Below are 14,274 nucleotides of genomic sequence, written 5' to 3'. Positions count from 1 at the left end.
CGAACAGGGCATGCAACCCCCTGATCGGAGGTGCGACCCTTCATTCCGGGGGGGCGTCGGCCGAGAGCGCTGGCGGCCCGTCCGCCGGATCCAGCGATTCCACGGAACGCAGCTGGCGTGCCATCGCACGGGTGCGCACCTCTGCGGATTCGATCGTCTGGCTGGCCTCGTGCAGCTTCTTGCGGGTCTTTTCGAGCACTTCTCCGAAACGCGAAAATTCCATTTTCACCGCGCCGAGGATCTTCCAGACCTCCGCGCTGCGCTGCTCCAGCGCCAGCGTGCGGAAGCCCATCTGCAGGCTGTTGAGCATCGCCAGCAGCGTGGTCGGCCCAGCCAGCGTGACGCGGTGCTCGCGCTGCAGCCGCTCGTTCAAACCGGGGCGGCGCAGCAGTTCGGCGTACAGACCCTCGGTCGGCAGGAAGAGCACGGCGAAGTCGGTGGTGTGCGGCGGCGCCAGGTACTTGGCGGCGATGGTGCGGGCCTCGTCGCGCACGCGCAACTCCAGCGCACGCGCGGCCAGCTCGGCGGCCGGCTTGTCGGCGCGGTCCTGGGCGTCCAGCAGGCGTTCGTAGTCCTCCCGGGGAAACTTGGCGTCGATCGGCAGCCAGACCGGCGCGTCCAGCCCCGCCGCGCCGCGCCCCGGCAGCCGGATCGCGAACTCCACCCGGTCGTTGCTGCCCGGCACGGTCACGACATTGGTCGCGTACTGCTCCACCGTGAACACCTGCTCCAGCAGCGCCGCGAGCTGCACCTCGCCCAGCAGCCCGCGGGTCTTCACGTTACCCAGCACGCGCTTCAGATCGCCGACACCCTGCGCCAGCGTCTGCATCTCGCCGAGGCCGCGGTGGACCTGCTCCAGCCGGTCGGCCACCTGCTTGAAGCTCTCGCCGAGGCGGGCCTCCAGCGTGGCGTGCAGCTTCTCGTCCACGGTGGCACGCATCTGTTCGAGCTTGCGCTCGTTGTCGGCCTGCAGGCTCGCCAGCCGCTGCTCGACGCTGAGCTGCACGGCGTCGAGCCGCTGCTCCATCGACTGCTGCAGCCCGGCCAGGCGGCGGTCGTTGGCCTCGGTGAGCTGGCGCAGGTGCTCGGACTGGGTGCGGCTGGCCTCGCCGGTCTGGGTCAGCAGCAGGCGCTGGAACTGGGCCAACGCCGCGTTCAGCTCCTGGCGGGTGCCGCGGGCGCTGCCCTGCACTTCGGTGCGCAGTTCGCGCTCGACCCGCTCGCTGTGGGCATGGCCGGCGTCGATGATGGCGTCGGCAGTGGCCTGCAGGCGCTCGGGGTCGTCGACTGGCGCGGCGGGATCGGTCAGTCGGCGCCAGACCAGCCACGCCAGCCCGACCGCCTGCAGCGCCACCAGCACCAGCAGGCCGATCAGCAAGCTCCGGTCACTCACCCGAGACCAGCGCCCGGATCGCGTCGGGCAGCGGTACCGATTTCTGCGCGGGAAAGTCCACCCACACCGTCTTGGCGCCGCCGGCCGCGTAGACCACGCCGGGGTCGTCGGTGCGGCCGAGCGTGATGTAGGTGTCGAAGCTGCTGCGCCCCGGGTTGCAGACGTAGTGGCGCGCCACCACGTCGCCGGGGAACTCCAGCTGCTTGTAGAAGTTGCAGAAGGCGTTGACGATCACCGGGCCGGTGCCACGCGGGTCCGGCTGCGAACCCAGGCGCTCGAACCAGTCGATCCGCACGATCTCCAGGTAGCGGAAGTAGATGGTGTTATTGACATGGCCCATCGCGTCCATGTCGCCCCAGCGGATGGGCAGCACCATCTCGTGGGTGAAGCGCATGCTGGCTTCGTCGGGAATCTCGAACCGCATCGTCACAGCTCCACGCCGAGGGCCGCGGCAATCCGGCCGAGCTGTCCGCGCAACTCGTGGACTTCGGCGCGCAGCACCGCCACTTCTTCCGCCAGCCCGGCATCGACCGCGCCGCCCGCCGCCGACTCGGTGGACGCCGCCTCCAGCCCCGCGTCGCCGCAGAGCAGGTGCGCCCAACGTGATTCACGCGCACCCGGCGCCCGCGGCAGCTTGCGCACCCGCGGCGGCTCTTTCTCGGCGAGTTCGTCGAGGAACCCTTCGACGGACGAGACATCGGCAAAACGGTGCAACCGCTCGCAATGCAGGCGCAGTTCGGCCGCCGTCTGCGGTCCGCGCAGGATCAGCATCGTCAGCAGCGCCGCCGCCGCGCCCGGCACCCCAAGCACCCGCGCCAGGTTGTGCTCGTAGCGCACGACCCGCGTGCCGCTGACTTCGTTGACGAGGCTCAGCGATTTCAGCTCCTCGATCGCGGCCAGCACCTCGGCCTCGCCCAGCGTCATCACCGGCTCGCGTGCCGTCTTCTGGTTGCAGCCGGCGCACAGCGCGTTCAGCGACAGCGGGTAGGAGTCGCGCACCGTCGCCTCCTTCTCCAGCAGCACCGCGACGATGCGCGCCTCCATCGGCGTCAGGTTGCGTCTCATCGGCGTCCCCCGCAGTTCAGAGGCCGAAGCCGTCGTCGGCCTGGATGATGGCGCCGTTGATGAAGCGGCTCTCGTTGGCGCACAACATCATCAGCACCGCGTCCAGGTCCTGCGGCGTGCCCAGGCGCTTGCGCGGCAGCATGTGGATCAGCTTCTGGCCGGCGTCGGTCTGCCAGTGGTGGTGGTTGATCTCGGTGTCGATGTAGCCGGGGCAGATGGCGTTGACATTGATGTCGAACTTGCCCCACTCCAGCGCCATCGCGCGGGTCATGTGGATCACCGCCGCCTTGCTCATCGCGTAGGGGCCGATCTGGCTCAGCACGCGCAGGCCGGCCATCGAGGCGATGTTGACGATGCGGCCACCGGTGTAGGTGCCCGGTGCGGCGCCGCGGGCACGGGCCACCATGCGCTTGCCGACTTCCTGCGCGACGAAGAAGGCGCCGCGCACATTGGTGTCGAACACGAAGTCGAAGTCTTCCGGGGTGACATCGACCAGCTTCTGGGTCGTGCTGACGCCGGAGTTGTTGATCAGGATGTCGAGCACGCCGACTTCGGTCTCGGCGTGGGCGACGGCCGACTTGATGCTGTCGATGTCGGTGACGTCCAGTTCGACCACGTGGGCGTCGCCGTCCGCAGCCTCCAGTTCGGCGCGCAAGGCCTTCAGGCGGTCGGTGCGCCGACCCGCCAGGACCACCGCGGCACCCGCCCGCGACAGCACCCGTGCGAACTGAGCCCCCAGACCACTGGAAGCACCGGTGACGAGGGCCACGCGGCCGGACAGATCGATGGGGTAGCTCATGGAATTGCTCCTCTTTCGGTGTGGATCGATGTTGGTCGAAATCTTCACCTGAAGATAGCACGCCCCATGCGGGCGTCCTGTCACCGCCGCTGCACCGGCCCGGCGCCTCGGAAGACGCCGTGGAATTCAGCGCATCAGGGCGCGCACATGCATCAGCGCGGCGGCTGCCGGGTAGCGGCGTGCGGGCACGCGGCGGCGTTCGTAGCGGGCCAGATCGTCGAGCAGGCCGCGGACCAGCCGCTCGGCCTGCTGGCGCTCGCCCAGCAGCAGCTCGATTTCTTCGGCCTCGGACTCGTCGATCTCGTAGGAGCGCAGCACGACATCGTCGCCATCGGCGGTGATCTGGCCGAACAGGTCGGCGTGGCGGGCAAAGACGTCCGGATTGGCGATCCGGATGTGGCCGACCAGCCGGCTGGCCAACTGCTGGAGCAGCGCATGCGGCGTCTCACCCACACGGCGCGACAGCGCATCGAACAGGACCTGGAGCTGGGCGGCCGGGTAGGTGTCGAGCAGTTCATCGTCGTGCCCGGCAGGAACGTCCATGCCGAAGAGGATGGCGTCCGCCACCGGTGCGCCAAAGCGCGCTTCGACCATGTTCACGAATTCGGTAACCAGCAGACCCAGCATCACACACCCCACGTTGACCAGACAGTACCGGCTAAGCGGGTCATCCCGTCTGCAAGCCGATACAGCCAGCATAGGTGCCCCCGAATTGAACAAAACGGAGAAATGCCTGACTTCCGCCAGTTATCTTCTGAAGATCATCGGAGGTGCCAATTGACGCACGGCAGGGTTTCACGACGCCAAAAAAGAACGGTCGTTCTTTTTTTGTCTGAGGGCCGTTAGAATCTCGTCCGCCCGCATGACCCAGACCCCGCCATTACAAGGACGCCCATGAGCCCCCAGGAGATCCTCGACCAGTTCGGCCCCCGCGACGCGATGGAGTACGACGTCGTCATCGTCGGAGCCGGCCCTGCCGGACTGGCCGCCGCCATCCGCATCAAGCAGCTTGCCGAGGCGCAGGCCCGGGAGTTGTCGGTCGTGGTGATCGAGAAGGGCTCGGAGCCGGGGGCGCACATCCTCTCGGGTGCCGTGATGGACCCGGTCGCGATGGTCGAACTCTTCCCGGACTGGAAGGAACGCGGTGCACCGCTGAACCAGCCAGTGACCGCCGACGAAGTGCTGTTCCTGACCGAGACCGGTGCCACGAAGACGCCCCAGGCCCTCATCCCCGACTGCTTCCACAACCACGGCAACTACATCGTCAGCCTCGGCAGCGTCGTGCGCTGGATGGGCGAGCAGGCCGAGGCGCTGGGCGTCGAGATCTTCCCCGGCTTCACGGCGGCCGAGGTGCTGTACCACGCCGACGGCAGCGTCAAGGGCATCGCCACCGGCAACCAGGGCGTCGGCAAGGACGGGGAACCGAGCGACAGCTTCCAGATCGGCATGGAACTGCACGGCAAGTACACGCTGTTCGCCGAAGGCGCCCGCGGCCACCTCGGCAAGCAGCTCATCGCCAAGTTCAAGCTCGACGAAGGCAAGGACCCGCAGAGCTACGGCCTCGGCATCAAGGAACTCTGGGAGATCGATCCGGCGAAGCACCAGCCCGGTCTGGTCATCCACACCGCGGGCTGGCCGATGAACGCGGACACCTACGGCGGTGGTTTCCTCTACCACCTCGAAGACAACAAGGTCACGCTCGGCTTCGTCACGGGCCTGGACTACAAGAACCCGTGGCTGAGCCCGTTCGAGGAGATGCAGCGCTGGAAGACGCACCCGTCGATCCGCCAATACCTGGAAGGCGGCAAGCGCCTGGGCTACGGCGCGCGGGCCATCACCGCCGGCGGCCTGCTGAGCCTGCCGAAGACGGTGTTCCCGGGCGGCGCGCTGATCGGCTGTGACGCCGGCTACCTGAACGCCGCACGCATCAAGGGCAGCCACGCCGCGATCAAGACCGGCATGCTCGCCGCCGAAGCCGCGTTCGAGGCGCTGGCCGCCGGCCGCCAGCAGGACGAACTCAAGGCCTACCCGACCGCGTTCGAGTCCAGCTGGCTGCACGCCGAACTCGACAAGTCGCGCAACTTCAAGCAGTGGTTCAAGAAGGGGGTCTACGTCGGATCGCTGATGACGGGCATCGAGCAGTGGCTGCTGCCCAAGCTCGGCTTCGCCGCCCCGCCGTGGACGGTGCACCGCGACAAGCCGGACCACGCCTACCTGCGCCCGGCGGCCGAGTGCGAGAAGATCGAGTATCCGAAGCCGGACGGTGTCATCACCTTCGACCGCCTCAGCTCGGTGTTCATCTCCAACACCAACCACGAGGAACACCAGCCCGCGCACCTGACGCTCAAGGATGCGCGTGTGCCGGTGGAGATCAACCTCGCGAAGTACGCCGGGCCAGAGTCACGCTACTGCCCGGCCGGTGTCTACGAGTTCGTCAAGACCGACAACGGCCACGACAAGCTCGTCATCAACGCGCAGAACTGCGTGCACTGCAAGACCTGCGACATCAAGGATCCGACCCAGAACATCGTCTGGGTCACGCCAGAAGGTGGCGGCGGACCGAACTACGCGGGCATGTGAGCGACAGCGGCCCCGCTCAGCCGCGGGCCGGCAACACCGCTGCGGGCAGCGATTCGAAACCCGGTCGGCCGAACAGGTAGCCCTGGAACAGGGACACGCCCTCATCGGCCAGCCAGCAGAATTCATCCACCGTCTCGACACCCTCGGCGATGGCGTCGATGCCCAGGTCGGTACAGGCACTCAGGATGGCGCGCACGATCGCCTGGCGCGGGCCACTGCGTTCGATGCCGCGCAGCAACGCCATGTCGAGCTTGAGGACGTCGGGCTGGAACTCCGCCAGCAGGTTCAGCCCGCAGTAGCCCGCACCGAAGTCATCGATCGCCAGCTTCAGCCCCTGGGCCCGGTAGCGCTTGATCAGCCCGGCAAAACGCGCCACGTCATCGATCACCTCGCCCTCCGTGACCTCCAGCACCAGGCGGTCGATCGGCAGGCCGCTGCGGCTCGCCGCCTCCAGCATCGGGGTCAGGAAATCCCGCTGGCTGAACAGGCTCTGCGGCAGGAAGTTCAGGTTGAGCTGGGTGCACAGGCCCAGCCGGGCCGCCAGCGCGATGGCCACTGCGCGGCCGTGGGCATCAAACTCGTGCAGGGCACCGTGTGGCACACGGCTCAGCACACTGTGCGCCGATTCGCCGTCCGGTCCGCGGATCAGCGCCTCGTATGACACCACCGTGCCGCTGGTCGCCTGCACGATCGGCTGGAACGCGAAAGAGAACCGGGGCAGCGGCAGCGGCATGGGGACGGTCATGTCAGACCGGCGCATCGCTCACCTGCACACGCCGGTGCCAGCGTCCGGCACTGAAGGCCTCCAGCAGTTTCCTGGCCCGTCCCCCATCGATCTGGTTCAGCGCATGGCCGGCGCCGAAGAAGTCATTCAGCCCCGGTATCTGCGCACGGTCCGCCTCGTCCAGTCGGGCGAATCCCATCGTCCAGGCCGAGAAGCTGCGCCGGGCGATCGGCTCGTGGATGATCTCGACCACCCGGTGGTGCCGTGGATCGGTGGCGATGTGGGCATACAGCCGTGCCACCACCGCCTCCGGGCCTTCCAGCACCTGAAAGAAGTTGCCCCGGTCATGGAGCAGCATGCCGGTCACGCCGAGCGCGGCATTGCACACCCGCGCACGCGCCAGCAGTGCCAGCAGCTCGTCTGCACTCAGGTCGCGCGTGGCCGTGCTGGCGTAAATGCAATGGACCAGATCAGACATCTTCGGACCCCCACCGATAGACCGGTATCGACCATCTGTCCGCGGAATTGAGCCGATCGCTCACCAGTTGGGCGGACGCTTGTCGATGAAGGCCTGCACGCCTTCGAGCGCACTCTCGTCCATCATGTTGCAGGCCATGGTCTGCACGGCGGTCTGGTAGGCGGCCTCGACCCCCATCTCCAGCTGGCGGTAGAACAGCGCCTTGCCCATCGCCACCGCGGCGCGTGGCTTGGCGACGATGCTGGCAACCAGGCGCTCGACTTCCGCATCCAGCGCTTGCGCCGGCACGACACGGTTGACCAGTCCCTTGGCGAGGGCCTCGCTGGCGGACAGGAACTCGCCCGTCACCAGCATCTCGAACGCCGTCTTGCGCCCGACGTTGCGCGACAGCGCCACACTGGGCGTCGCGCAGAACAGACCGAGGTTGACGCCACTCACCGCAAAGCGCGCTGTCTCCACCGCCACCGCCAGATCGCAGGTCGCCACCAGCTGGCAGCCCGCCGCCGTCGCCACGCCATGCACGCGGGCAATCACCGGCACCGGCAGACGCTGGATCGCCAGCATCACCTTGCCGCAGCGGGTGAACAGGTCGCGGTAGTAGCCCAGGCTCGGCTCGGCGCGCATCTCCTTCAGGTCGTGGCCCGCGCAATAGGCGCGCCCGGCCGCCGCCAGCACGACGCAGCGCACCGACGGGTCATCGGCCAGCCCGTCCAGTTCGGTCTGCAGGGCTGCCAGCATCGCCTCGGAGAGCGAATTGAACGCCTGCGGACGGTTGAGCGTCAGGGTCACGACGCCGCGGGCGTCCTGGGTGCGCAGCAGCAGGGATTCATCGGGGTGGGTCATGGGCGTCTCCAGGGGGTGTTTTCCTGCAGTGTGCCAAAGCGGCGACAATCGGGCCATGTCTGTTCTTCGAATCCTGCGCGCGACCCTGTGTTCGGCGCTGCTGCTGAGCCCGCTCTGGCCCGCCATGGCCGCGACACGCGCGCCGGTGGTCCCTGGCCCGCCTCCCGGCTATGAAGCCCGGGCGGATGTCGCCACCTTCATCAAGGACCTCGTCCAGCGCCACCCGGAACTCGACGAGGAGGTCGTCGCCACCACGCTGTCGGAAGCACGCTACCAGGCCCAGGTCGCCAAGTTCATCATGCCCGCGGCCAGCCCGGCGGCCAAGAACTGGAAGGTCTACCGCTCGCGCTTTCTCGACACGCTGCGCGTGCGCGAAGGTGTCAATTTCTGGCGCGACAACGAAGCATGGCTGCGGCAGGCCGAAGAACGCTGGGGCGTGCCGGCGCGGGTCATCGTCGCGATCATCGGCGTCGAGACGATCTACGGGCGCCAGACCGGCGGCTTCCGCGCCGTGGACGCACTGGCGACGCTGGCCTTCGACTTCCCGCGGGGCCGCAGCGACCGCAGCGGGTTCTTCCGCGACGAGTTGGAGGCGCTGTTCGCCCTCGCCTCGCGCGACAGGATCAATCCGCTCAGCCTGAAGGGCTCGTACGCCGGCGCACTGGGCATGCCGCAGTTCATGCCGAGCACCTGGCTCAAGTTCGCCATCGACTTCGACGGCGACGGCCGCACCGACCTGCAGCGCAGCACCCCGGACGTGATCGGCAGCGTGGCCAACTACCTGGCCGGACATGGCTGGGTCAAGGGCATGGCCACGCACTACGACGTGCTCCCCCCGACGACCGACGCGGACCGCGAAGCCCTGCTCGTGCCCGACATACTGCCCAGTTTCACCGCCGCGGAACTCGCCCAGCGCGGCGCGCTGCTCAGCCCCGCCGGCCAGCAGCACGCTGGCAAGCTCGCGCTGGTGGAGTTGCGCAACGGTGTCGAGGCGCCCAGCTTCGTCGCCGGCACCGATAATTTCTGGGTCATCACCCGCTACAACTGGTCCGCGTACTACGCCATGGCCGTGATCGACCTCTCCGAATCCCTGGCCGCGCTCAAGACCGTCGCCGACAACCGCTGATCCGCCCCGCGCGGCCCCCCATGCTCCAGTTCAAGTCCATCACGCTGCGCCGCGGCGTCAAGATCGTCCTCCAGAACGCGTCCTTCACGCTGCAACCCGGCGAGAAGGCCTCGCTCGTCGGCCGCAACGGCGCGGGCAAGTCCTCGCTGTTCTCGCTGCTGACCGGGCGGCTCCAGTCCGACCAGGGCGATGTCGAGATGCCCCCGCGCTGGGAAATTGCCGAAGTCGCGCAGGACATGCCCGAGACCGAGACCGGCGCCACCGAGTTCGTGCTCGAAGGCGACCGGCCGCTGATGGCCGCCCGCGCCGCGCTGGCCGCGGCAGAAGCCGCCGACGACGGCCACGCCATCGGCGACGCCCACGCCCTGCTCGGTGAAGTGGGTGCCTTCGATGCGCCGGCTCGGGCGCAGTCGCTGCTGCTCGGCCTGGGCTTCCGCGTCAGCCAGCTCGACGCGCCGGTCAACAGCTTCTCCGGTGGCTGGCGGATGCGGCTGCAGCTGGCGCGGGCGCTGATGTGCCCGGGGGACCTGCTGCTCCTCGACGAGCCCACCAACCACCTGGACCTGGACGCACTCGTCTGGCTCGAAGCGTGGCTGCTGCGCTTCGACGGCACCATGCTGGTCATCAGCCACGACCGCGAATTCCTCGACGCCGTCACCAAGGTCACGCTGCACCTGGACGAAACCCAGGTCACCCGCTACGGCAGCAACTACAGCGGCTTCGAGATGATGCGCGCCGAGCGCATGTCGCAGCAGCAGGCAGCCTTCTCCAAGCAGCAGGAAAAGGTCGCCCACCTGCAGCGCTTCATCGACCGCTTCAAGGCCAAGGCCAGCAAGGCCAAGCAGGCGCAGAGCCGCGTCAAGGCCCTGGACCGCATGACCAAGCTGGCGCCGATCCTCACCAGCGCCGACTTCGAGTTCGAGTTCCGCGAGCCGCAGAGCCTGCCGAACCCGATGATCGTGATGGACGATGTCTCGGTCGGCTATGGCGACAACGTCATCGTCTCGAACATCAGCAAGTCCGTGCTGCCCGGGCAGCGCATCGGCATCCTCGGCGCCAACGGCCAGGGCAAGTCCACCGTGGTGAAGACGCTCGCCGGGGCGATCCAGAGGCTCGGTGGCCACATCCAGGAGGGCAAGGGCCTGTCGATCGGCTACTTCGCGCAGCAGGAACTCGACGTGCTGCGACTGGAAGAAGGCCCGCTCGCCCACATGGTCCGGCTGGCGCGCGATGTCGGCCCCCAGGCGCGCGAGCAGGAATTGCGCGACTTCCTCGGCCGCTTCCGCTTCACGGGCGAGATGGTGGGACAGGCCGTGGGGTCGCTCTCCGGCGGCGAAAAGGCCCGGCTGGTGCTGGCGATGCTGGTCTGGCAGCGCCCCAACCTGCTGCTGATGGACGAGCCGACCAACCACCTGGACCTCACCACCCGCGAGGCGCTCAGCATGGCCTTGAACGAATACGAAGGCACGGTGATGCTGGTCAGCCACGACCGGGCGCTGCTGCGCGAGGTCTGCGACGAGTTCTGGCTGGTGACGGGCGGCGAGGTGCGGCCCTTCGACGGCGATCTGGACGACTACCAGAAGTGGCTGCTGGAGCAGAGCAAGGAAATGGCCAAACGCGCCCGCGAGGAAGACCGGGCCATGCAGAGTCGGAAGGTCACTGCACCCGCCGCCCCGATCATCGCCGCACCGGTGGTGGAAGCCCCCGCGTCGGCACCGGTCAGCCGGGACGATCGCAAGGCCCAGACCGCCTCGCGTCTGAAGCTCGCCGAACTGACCAAGCCGCTGAAGAAGCAGCAGCAGCAGGCCGAGCAGGCGCTGGAGGCCGCGCAGAAGGACCACGCCCGCGTGCTCGCCGCCCTCGGCGACACCGGTCTGTCACCAGCAGCACGCGCCGAGCAGGGCCGTCGGCTCAAGGAACTCGACGACCGCATCGCCGAACTGGAGCTGCGCTGGATGGAGCTGGGCGAACAGATCGAAGCCATGGGAGCCGTCTGAATGACCATTTCGGGCAGCATGTGGCATCTTGACTGCCTTGCGCCCGCCTGACAGCACCGGTCCGGGAATCCATCGTGGCAGCCGCGGATAATCGTCGGCCCCCCCTGCAGGATTCACCGCTTGAACCACCATAGATCCGCGCAATCACGTGTGAATGAATGGATTCATGCTGGCTTGCGGTCCATACAAGGTTGCTGGCAGACCAGCAGCACCGACGTACCGCTGCGTCAGCGGCTGCAAGCGCGCCAGCTCGAAACCTGGCGCAACGGGCACTGGATCAACCACCTGTCCATGGTCGCGGCAGCCGGACTGATCGTCATCGCAGCGGGTCCCTTGATCTCGCCGTCCATCGCGGGGCTCTGGCTGGGGGCGCTGCTGCTCAACCCGGCCATCCTGAACAGCCGGTGGCGCAGGCGGCCGTCGACGAAAGCGCGCATGAACGTGTTCCCGCGCCGACTGCTGCAGGCCCTGCTGACCGGGTTTCTCTACCAGGGTGTGGCGTCCTGGCTCTACCTGATCGGACCGGATCCGCTGCGGCTGCTGATCGGACTGATCACCTGCGGTGTGCTGTGTTCCGGCGCGCTGGGGTTTGCACGCAATCCGCAGGTCGGGCTGGTCTGGCTGGGTTCGCTCGGCCTCGCCAACATCGTGGTCCTCGGGATCAGCGGCCGGGACAACGACCGGCTCCTCGTGCTGGCCATGGTCGCCTACGTGCTGGTGCTGTCCAAGGACATGCTGGTGACGTCCCGGGAATTCGTGCGGCGCTGCGAGGCCGAATTCGAGGCCGAGCGGCAGTCGCACATGGTCAGCCTGCTGCTGAGCGAGTTCGAGGGCTCCTCGCAGGACTGGTTCTGGGAGACCGATGCCCGGGGCTGCATCACCCACGCCTCGCCCCGCATGTCGGAAGTGCTGGGCACACCGGCAAGCGCGCTGCCTGGCCAGTCGCTGGTGGCGGTGCTGGCTGCCAAGGCACCACAGGACGCGGAGGGTCATGCAGCGCGGCAGTTGCTGGCGGGGCACTTCGGCCGATCCAAACCGTTCCGCGATCTGGTCGTCCCCCTTCAGACCGGTACGGAGTGCCAGTGGTGGAGCCTGGGCGGGCGCCCGATGCTGAATCCCGCTGGTGTCGTGCAGGGCTGGCGCGGCCTGGGCACCGACACCACGGCGATGCGCCGCCATGAACGCGAACTGCAGCGTCTGGCCAATACCGACGGCTTGACCGGCCAGACGAGCCGGCGGGGCTTCCAGGACCACCTGCGTGCCTGCTTTTCGGCGGGCAGCGAACAGCGTTCCGTCGCCCTGCTGATGATCGATCTGGACGGATTCAAGGACATCAACGACGCCCACGGCCATGCTGTCGGCGATGCGCTGCTGCAGGCCGTCGCCAGGCGCATGGCGGACATCGCCACGCCCGACATGGTGCTGGCACGGCTCGGCGGCGACGAATTTGCCGTCATCCTGCCGGGCGACAGCGAACCGGGCCACGCCGAATCCGTCGGTTGGCAGATGCTCATGGCGCTGCGGGCGCCGTTCCAGCTGGAGGCCCTCCAGGTCGATGTGCGGGCCAGCCTGGGACTGGCGCATGCGCCAGCACATGGCGACAGCGATGTCGAACTGCTGCGCTCGGCAGACATGGCGCTCTATGCCGCCAAGGCCGCCGGGCGGGACCGGCTGCAGGTGTTCGACCAGGCGATCGGCCAACGTGCACAGCACCGTGCGCTGGTGACGCGGGAGCTTGCCGACGCCATCGCGCGGCAGGAACTCGACCTCGATTACCAGCCGGTCTTCGATGCCCGTACCGGACACGCCACCGGCGCCGAAGTGCTGCTGCGCTGGCACCATCCCAGACTCGGCACCCTCGCCCCGGGCGCATTCATTGCGCTCGCCGAAGAGTCAGGGCTCATCACCTCGATCGGTACCTGGGTGCTGCGACAGGCGTGTCACGAAGCGGCGTCATGGCCGGCATCACAGCGTGTGGCCGTCAACCTGTCCGTGCGCCAGCTCCACGACCCGCACCTCATCGACGAGGTGCGACAGATCCTGATCGACTCCGGCCTGCCACCCCATCGACTGGAGCTGGAAGTGACGGAGTCCGCGCTGGCCGAGGAGCAGACCGCGCTGATGCAGCTCTCGGCACTGAAGACACTCGGGGTCCTGCTGGCCCTGGACGATTTCGGGACCGGCTACTCCTCGCTGTCCTACCTCCAGCGGTTCCGCTTCGACCGCCTCAAGATCGACCAGTCCTTCGTCCGGCCGTTGCGGCAACCGGACGCCGTCGAGCAGCTCGCGCTGGTGCGGGCGGTGATCGAACTGGCCCGCGCCCTGCGGCTGCGGTGCACGGCCGAAGGCATCGAGGACGATACCCAGGCGGCTGCGCTGCGGGCACTGGGCTGCGACGAACTGCAAGGATTCCAGCTCGGCCGCCCGATGTCCGCAACCGCCTGGCGTCAGTGCATCAGCGCATCGACCCCGGACACGGCCAGTTCGTGAGCCGGGAGGTGCTGCTCCAGCCAGTCGAGATCCAGGCCGAGGTGCACCACCAGATCCCCTTGCACGGCCAGCAGCCCCTCCGAGACAGGGCGGCCGCTTTCGCGGCATTCCGCCACCACACTGGCCAGCCGCAGCGCCGCCGCCAGCCGGGAGAAGGGCCGCGCCGCCATCGGCTGGTTCGCGGCGCGGAAGGCCTCGACCAGCACGGCCGGGAATTTCCAGTGCTGCGCCAGCTCCGCCGTGACCTCCGGATGAGAACACCCGAACACGAGCGTCTCGTAACCGATGCGGCTGTCGAGGTCGATGGCCCGGGTCACCACCGACCGTGCCTGCGCCGGCTCGACCATCCACATCAGCAGCTGACCGGTGCGCAGCATCAGTCCGCCCAGATAGGCCATGTCCTCGTCCAGATCGAGCGCACGGGCGATCGGCTGGGCGTAGGCGGCCACGGCCAGCGTGCCGCGCCAGAACGAGAGCCGGTCGAAATCCTTCAGCGCCGGGAAGGCCCCCACCATGCTGGCCGACAGCGTCAGGTCGCGCAGCGCCCGCAGCCCCAGGGACGCCGAGGCATCACCCAGTGAAGTGACCGTGTGCGACGGCGAATAGCGCGGCGAGTTCGCCAGTCGCAGCACCTTGGCGGCCAGCGTCTGGTCGCGACCGATCAGGCCGGCGATCTCCGGCAGCGGCAGGTCTTCGCGGTCGAACGACTGCAGGAGTTTGTGCGCCACTTCGGGCATGGCCGGGAGCGTGCAGGCACGTTCGACGAATGGAGCGATTCG

13 protein-coding genes are annotated in these 14,274 nt (G+C 68.1%); 4 read left to right on the top strand and 9 right to left on the bottom strand.

What is annotated here, in order from left to right:
* Positions 1 to 40 precede the first annotated feature (40 nt).
* From BDD16_RS18570 to BDD16_RS18550, 5 genes are all read right to left on the bottom strand, one after another.
* Complete coding sequence (locus BDD16_RS18570) at positions 41 to 1,393, bottom strand: DNA recombination protein RmuC (protein ID WP_310732832.1); 1,353 nt, start codon at positions 1,391 to 1,393, stop codon at positions 41 to 43.
* Complete coding sequence (locus tag BDD16_RS18565) at positions 1,386 to 1,817, bottom strand: acyl-CoA thioesterase (protein ID WP_179635307.1); 432 nt, start codon at positions 1,815 to 1,817, stop codon at positions 1,386 to 1,388. Before BDD16_RS18565 ends, BDD16_RS18570 begins: the two co-directional genes overlap by 8 nt.
* A 2-nt stretch (positions 1,818 to 1,819) precedes the next feature.
* The gene (locus tag BDD16_RS18560) at positions 1,820 to 2,458 is read right to left on the bottom strand and encodes a YceH family protein (protein ID WP_179635306.1); all 639 of its coding nucleotides are present in this window, start codon (positions 2,456 to 2,458) and stop codon (positions 1,820 to 1,822) included.
* Positions 2,459 to 2,474: 16 nt separating this feature from the next.
* Positions 2,475 to 3,257: an SDR family oxidoreductase gene (locus BDD16_RS18555; protein WP_179635305.1), complete on the bottom strand. Its 783-nt coding sequence runs from the start codon at positions 3,255 to 3,257 to the stop codon at positions 2,475 to 2,477.
* Positions 3,258 to 3,383: 126 nt separating this feature from the next.
* Positions 3,384 to 3,884, bottom strand: a complete 501-nt coding sequence (locus BDD16_RS18550; protein ID WP_179635304.1) for a heme NO-binding domain-containing protein — start codon at positions 3,882 to 3,884, stop codon at positions 3,384 to 3,386.
* A 267-nt stretch (positions 3,885 to 4,151) separates the two neighbouring features.
* Between BDD16_RS18550 and BDD16_RS18545 the strand changes: the two genes are divergently transcribed.
* On the top strand, positions 4,152 to 5,837 hold the full coding sequence (locus BDD16_RS18545) for an electron transfer flavoprotein-ubiquinone oxidoreductase (protein WP_179635303.1): 1,686 nt from the start codon (positions 4,152 to 4,154) through the stop codon (positions 5,835 to 5,837).
* 16 nt (positions 5,838 to 5,853) lie between these two features.
* Here the strand turns inward: BDD16_RS18545 and BDD16_RS18540 are convergent, their stop codons facing one another.
* The 3 genes from BDD16_RS18540 to BDD16_RS18530 are packed head-to-tail and all read right to left on the bottom strand — an operon-like array spanning position 5,854 to position 7,882.
* Entirely contained in the window at positions 5,854 to 6,582 is a 729-nt protein-coding gene (locus BDD16_RS18540; RefSeq protein ID WP_246332606.1) for an EAL domain-containing protein, read from the bottom strand.
* 1 nt (position 6,583) lies between these two features.
* The gene (locus tag BDD16_RS18535) at positions 6,584 to 7,039 is read right to left on the bottom strand and encodes a BLUF domain-containing protein (protein ID WP_179635302.1); all 456 of its coding nucleotides are present in this window, start codon (positions 7,037 to 7,039) and stop codon (positions 6,584 to 6,586) included.
* Positions 7,040 to 7,099: 60 nt separating this feature from the next.
* Complete coding sequence (locus BDD16_RS18530) at positions 7,100 to 7,882, bottom strand: enoyl-CoA hydratase (protein WP_179635301.1); 783 nt, start codon at positions 7,880 to 7,882, stop codon at positions 7,100 to 7,102.
* A 55-nt stretch (positions 7,883 to 7,937) separates the two neighbouring features.
* Here BDD16_RS18530 and mltB point away from each other — a divergent pair, with 55 nt between their 5' ends.
* The 3 genes from mltB to BDD16_RS18515 all read left to right on the top strand — a co-directional run bounded on the left by mltB (position 7,938) and on the right by BDD16_RS18515 (position 13,495).
* Positions 7,938 to 9,008, top strand: a complete 1,071-nt coding sequence (gene mltB, locus BDD16_RS18525; protein ID WP_179635300.1) for a lytic murein transglycosylase B — start codon at positions 7,938 to 7,940, stop codon at positions 9,006 to 9,008.
* A gap of 20 nt (positions 9,009 to 9,028) precedes the next feature.
* Entirely contained in the window at positions 9,029 to 11,005 is a 1,977-nt protein-coding gene (locus BDD16_RS18520; protein WP_179635299.1) for an ABC-F family ATP-binding cassette domain-containing protein, read from the top strand.
* A 174-nt stretch (positions 11,006 to 11,179) separates the two neighbouring features.
* Positions 11,180 to 13,495, top strand: coding sequence for a putative bifunctional diguanylate cyclase/phosphodiesterase (locus tag BDD16_RS18515; RefSeq protein WP_179635298.1), 2,316 nt, complete (start codon positions 11,180 to 11,182; stop codon positions 13,493 to 13,495).
* Here BDD16_RS18515 and BDD16_RS18510 read toward each other — a convergent pair.
* Positions 13,453 to 14,232 carry an HDOD domain-containing protein gene (locus BDD16_RS18510; protein ID WP_246332605.1) on the bottom strand — a complete coding sequence of 260 codons (780 nt, stop codon included), beginning with the start codon at positions 14,230 to 14,232 and terminating at the stop codon, positions 13,453 to 13,455. The genes BDD16_RS18515 and BDD16_RS18510 overlap by 43 nt on opposite strands.
* Positions 14,233 to 14,274 lie beyond the last annotated feature (42 nt).

The sequence above is a fragment of the Sphaerotilus montanus genome, from assembly GCF_013410775.1.
In the GTDB taxonomy this organism is placed as follows: Bacteria; Pseudomonadota; Gammaproteobacteria; order Burkholderiales; family Burkholderiaceae_C; genus Sphaerotilus; species Sphaerotilus montanus.
This window is presented reverse-complemented; position numbering and strand designations above follow the sequence as displayed.

Coding starts and splice junctions, on each gene's coding strand:
- BDD16_RS18565 (WP_179635307.1), bottom strand. CDS start 1,817: ATGCGGTTCGAGATTCCCGACGAAGCCAGCATGCGCTTCACCCACGAG.
- BDD16_RS18560 (WP_179635306.1), bottom strand. CDS start 2,458: ATGAGACGCAACCTGACGCCGATGGAGGCGCGCATCGTCGCGGTGCTG.
- BDD16_RS18555 (WP_179635305.1), bottom strand. CDS start 3,257: ATGAGCTACCCCATCGATCTGTCCGGCCGCGTGGCCCTCGTCACCGGT.
- BDD16_RS18550 (WP_179635304.1), bottom strand. CDS start 3,884: ATGCTGGGTCTGCTGGTTACCGAATTCGTGAACATGGTCGAAGCGCGC.
- BDD16_RS18545 (WP_179635303.1), top strand. CDS start 4,152: ATGAGCCCCCAGGAGATCCTCGACCAGTTCGGCCCCCGCGACGCGATG.
- BDD16_RS18540 (WP_246332606.1), bottom strand. CDS start 6,582: ATGACCGTCCCCATGCCGCTGCCGCTGCCCCGGTTCTCTTTCGCGTTC.
- BDD16_RS18535 (WP_179635302.1), bottom strand. CDS start 7,039: ATGTCTGATCTGGTCCATTGCATTTACGCCAGCACGGCCACGCGCGAC.
- BDD16_RS18530 (WP_179635301.1), bottom strand. CDS start 7,882: ATGACCCACCCCGATGAATCCCTGCTGCTGCGCACCCAGGACGCCCGC.
- mltB (WP_179635300.1), top strand. CDS start 7,938: ATGTCTGTTCTTCGAATCCTGCGCGCGACCCTGTGTTCGGCGCTGCTG.
- BDD16_RS18520 (WP_179635299.1), top strand. CDS start 9,029: ATGCTCCAGTTCAAGTCCATCACGCTGCGCCGCGGCGTCAAGATCGTC.
- BDD16_RS18510 (WP_246332605.1), bottom strand. CDS start 14,232: ATGCCCGAAGTGGCGCACAAACTCCTGCAGTCGTTCGACCGCGAAGAC.